Annotated in this window: 4 protein-coding genes; 3 read left to right on the top strand and 1 reads right to left on the bottom strand. The window is 72.4% G+C overall.

What is annotated here, in order from left to right; all coding sequences use genetic code 11:
• Positions 1 to 67 precede the first annotated feature (67 nt).
• Entirely contained in the window at positions 68 to 517 is a 450-nt protein-coding gene (gene mce, locus FNH05_RS34035; RefSeq protein ID WP_144592962.1) for a methylmalonyl-CoA epimerase, read from the bottom strand.
• 116 nt (positions 518 to 633) lie between these two features.
• Here mce and FNH05_RS34030 point away from each other — a divergent pair, with 116 nt between their 5' ends.
• From FNH05_RS34030 to FNH05_RS34020, 3 genes are all read left to right on the top strand, one after another.
• Positions 634 to 1815: an acetyl-CoA C-acetyltransferase gene (locus FNH05_RS34030; RefSeq protein ID WP_144592961.1), complete on the top strand. Its 1182-nt coding sequence runs from the start codon at positions 634 to 636 to the stop codon at positions 1813 to 1815.
• Between the two features lie 58 nt (positions 1816 to 1873).
• Entirely contained in the window at positions 1874 to 2842 is a 969-nt protein-coding gene (meaB, locus tag FNH05_RS34025) for a methylmalonyl Co-A mutase-associated GTPase MeaB (RefSeq protein WP_144592960.1), read from the top strand.
• Positions 2843 to 2846: 4 nt separating this feature from the next.
• On the top strand, positions 2847 to 3915 hold a 1069-nt coding region (locus FNH05_RS34020; protein WP_144592959.1), incomplete at its 3' end, for an NAD(+)/NADH kinase.

Below are 3915 nucleotides of genomic sequence, written 5' to 3'. Positions count from 1 at the left end.
GGCTGTGAGGGGACCCCTCACGGGAAAGAACGGCAGGGGCCCGGCTCGAGCCGCGGAGCGGGGGAGGTCAGTGGGCCGGGTTCGCGGCGGGTTCGACCAGTTCCACGAGGACGCCGCCGGCGTCCTTCGGGTGCACGAAGTTCACCCGGCTGTTCGCGGTGCCGCGCTTGGCCTTGTCGTACAGCAGCCGCAGGCCGTTGGCCCGCAGCGCCTCCGCGGCGGCCTCGATGTCGGTGACGCGGTAGGCGACCTGCTGCAGGCCGGGGCCCTTCGTGTCGAGGAACTTGCCGATGGTGGAGTCCGGGCGCAGCGGCGCGAGCAGCTGGACGGCGGGGCCGTTCTCGTCGCCCGGCGCGTGCAGCATCGCCTCGCGGACGCCCTGCTCCTCGTTGACCTCGCTGTGGGTCGCGATCATGCCGAAGTTGGTGGCGTAGAACTCGATCGCGGCGTCCAGGTCCGGTACCGCGATGCCGACGTGGTCGATCGTGGTCACGAACGGCTTCAGCGCGTCATTCATGCCCCGAGCATAGGGCAGGGAAACGACCTCACCTCGTGCCACGGCTCACACCTGTACTGGACGGGCGCGACGGGTATCGTCGAGGGGACCGCCGTCGTTCGTCTTTGGAGGCTGCCGTGTCCGGTTCGGTGATCCTCGGTGCTGCCCGCACCCCCATTGGCCGTCTGCTGGGTTCCCTGAAGGACTTCACGGGCGCGCAGCTGGGCGGGGTGGCCATCAAGGCCGCGCTCGAGCGCGCCGGTGTCTCGCCGGACCAGGTGCAGTACACGATCATGGGCCAGGTGCTCACGGCGGGCGCGGGCCAGATCCCGGCGCGCCAGGCCGCGGTGGCGGCGGGCATCCCGATGGACGTCCCGGCGCTGACCATCAACAAGGTGTGCCTGTCCGGCCTCGACGCGATCGCGCTGGCCGACCAGCTCATCAGGGCGGGCGAGTTCGACCTCGTCGTCGCGGGCGGCCAGGAGTCGATGACCCAGGCCCCGCACCTGCTGCCCAAATCGCGCTCCGGGTTCAAATTCGGCGACACCACGCTCGTCGACCACATGGCGTACGACGGTCTCTTCTGCGCGTTCGACCAGGTCGCGATGGGCTCGTCCACCGAGAAGCACAACACGCGCTACGGCGTGACGCGGGAGCAGCAGGACGAGTTCTCCGCCCGCTCGCACCAGCGCGCCGCGGCCGCGATCGCCGCGGGCCTGTTCGCCGACGAGATCGCCCCGGTGGCGATCCCGCAGCGCAAGGGCGAGCCGGTCCTGTTCGACACCGACGAGGGCGTCCGCGCCGACACCACGGTGGAGACGCTGGCCAGGCTGCGGCCTGCCTTCGCCGCGGACGGCACGATCACCGCGGGCTCGTCCTCGCAGATCTCCGACGGCGCCGCCGCCGTCGTGGTGGCCAGCCGTGCCAAGGCCGAGGAACTGGGCATCACCCCGCTCGCCGAGATCGGCGCACACGGTGTGGTGGCCGGCCCGGACGCGAGCCTGCACGAGCAGCCGTCCAACGCCATCAAGGCCGCGCTGGCGAAGGCGAAGCTGGACGCCTCCGCGCTGGACCTGGTGGAGATCAACGAGGCGTTCGCCGCGGTGGGTCTGGTGTCCACGGAGAAGCTGGGCATCGACCCGGAGCGGGTCAACGTCAACGGCGGGGCGATCGCGCTCGGCCACCCCATCGGCGCCTCCGGGGCGCGCCTGGCCGTGCACCTGATCTACGAGCTGCAGCGCCGTGGCGGCGGTCTCGGCGCGGCGGCGCTGTGCGGTGGCGGCGGACAGGGTGACGCCCTGCTGATCCGCGTTCCCTGACACGGTCGCGATCCGGCACGGTGCACAGGCCTCTCCGGACGCCAGGCAGGATGGGGCCATGCCGCCGTTGAACATCCCCGAGCTGGTCGACCGCGCGCGTGACGGGCAGCCGCGCGCGGTCGCCAAGCTGATCTCCCTGGTCGAACACGCCCATCCGCGCCTGCGGGAGGTGGCGGCGGCGCTGACCCCGCACACCGGTCACGCCCGCGTGATCGGGTTGACCGGCCCGCCCGGGGTGGGCAAGTCGACCTCCACTTCGATGCTGCTCTCCGCGCTGCGCAAGCAGGGCCAGCGGGTCGGGGTGCTGGCGATCGACCCGTCTTCGCCCTTCTCCGGTGGTGCGCTGCTCGGCGACCGGATCAGGATGGCCGAGCACGCGACCGATCCGGGCGTGTTCATCCGCTCGATGGCCACCCGCGGCCACCTCGGCGGGCTCGCCTGGGCGACCCCGCAGGCGGTGCGCGTGCTGGACGCCGCAGGGTTCGACGTCGTGCTCATCGAGACCGTCGGGGTTGGACAGTCCGAAGTGGACGTCGTCAAGCTCGCCGACACCACCGTGGTGCTGCTCGCACCCGGTCTCGGGGACGGTATCCAGGCCGCCAAGGCGGGGGTGCTGGAGATCGCCGACGTGTTCGTGGTGAACAAGGCCGATCGCGACGGTGCCGACACCGTGGTCCGCGATCTCAAGCAGATGATCTCGTACGGGCGCCGGGAGATCCGCGGCCCGAGCTGGCGGCAGCCCATCGTGCGCACCACGGCCGCGCGCGGTGAGGGCGTGGAGGATTTCGTGCGCGCCCTCGACGAGCACCACGAGTGGCTCGCCGCGCACGGCGAGCTGGCCCGGCGGCGTGCGCACCGGGCGGCGAGCGAGGTCGAGGCGATCGCACTCAGGCGACTCCGGGCGGAGCTGGAGGACCTGCACGGCGGCGGGCATCTGAGCGGGCTCGCCGAGCGGGTCGTCTCCCGCGAGCTCGACCCGTATGCGGCGGCCGACGCGCTGCTGGACGCGCTGCGCCCGGGACAATAGAGAGATGGCTCCTGTCGAACGGATCGGCCTGGTCGTCCACGGTGGCAAGGAGGCGGCGCTGGCCGCCGCCGAGCGCGTCCGGCGGTGGGCCGCCGGGCACGGGGTGCCCTGCGCCGACATCGACGTGTGGGACCAGCGCGACGGCCACCGGCTCGACGCCAGGGAAGAGGCGGCCCGGGCCGGTGACCCGGATCTGATCGTCACCGTGGGCGGGGACGGCACCTTCCTCCGTGGCGTGCGGGTGGCGGGCGCGATCGACGCGCTGGTGCTCGGCGTGAACGTGGGCCGCGTCGGCTTCCTCACCGAGGTGGCGGCCGCCGACCTGGTGGACGCGCTCGACGCGGTGCATCGCGGGGACATCCACGTGGATGCCAGGATGACGCTGACCATGCGTGCCGCGCGGCGGCTGGAGATCCCGGCGGACTTCGAGGAGATGCTCCGCTACGGCCGGGGCCCCGCGCTGCCTTCCCCCCATGTGCGGCCGGGGCTGAAGAGCCAGGGCGGCTGGGGCGTGCCGCTGGACGTGCTGGCGCTCAACGACATCGTGGTGGAAAAGCTCGCACGGGACCGCCAGGCGAGCCTCGCGGTCTACGTCGGCAGCAAGCTGTTCGCCTCGTACTCGGCGGACGCGCTGATCGTGGCCTCGTCGACCGGATCCACCGCCTACAGTTTCTCGGCGGGCGGGCCGATCGTGTCGCCGGATCTGGACGCGCTGGTGTTCACCCCGGTCGCGCCGCACATGGTGTTCAACCGCAGCGTCGTGCTGGACAAGTCGCAGTGCGTGGGCATCCTCGTGCTGGAGCATTCGGGCGAGGTGGCGGTGAGCGTCGACGGCCAGCTCCGGGGCGTGCTGCACCCGGGCGACTGGATCACGGTCTACGCGGCGCCGAAACGGTCACGGCTGGCCAGGCTGGCCGAGCCGGACTTCCTCGGCCGCGTCCGCGACCGTTTCGGGCTGGTCGACGCCGCGGCGGCGCTGGCGGACGGGCATCCGCCCGCCTTCGCCCCGGACGAGCCGCTGCCGCCCGACCTCGCCCATCCGGGGCCCCCTCCCGCCGAGCTGCAGGGAGTGT

The organism is Amycolatopsis rhizosphaerae (genome assembly GCF_007713715.1).
GTDB lineage: Bacteria > Actinomycetota > Actinomycetes > Mycobacteriales > Pseudonocardiaceae > Amycolatopsis_E > Amycolatopsis_E rhizosphaerae.
Note: the sequence above shows the minus strand (reverse complement) of the source record. Positions and strands in the feature narration are given on the sequence as shown.

Coding starts and splice junctions, on each gene's coding strand:
- mce (WP_144592962.1), bottom strand. CDS start 517: ATGAATGACGCGCTGAAGCCGTTCGTGACCACGATCGACCACGTCGGC.
- meaB (WP_144592960.1), top strand. CDS start 1,874: ATGCCGCCGTTGAACATCCCCGAGCTGGTCGACCGCGCGCGTGACGGG.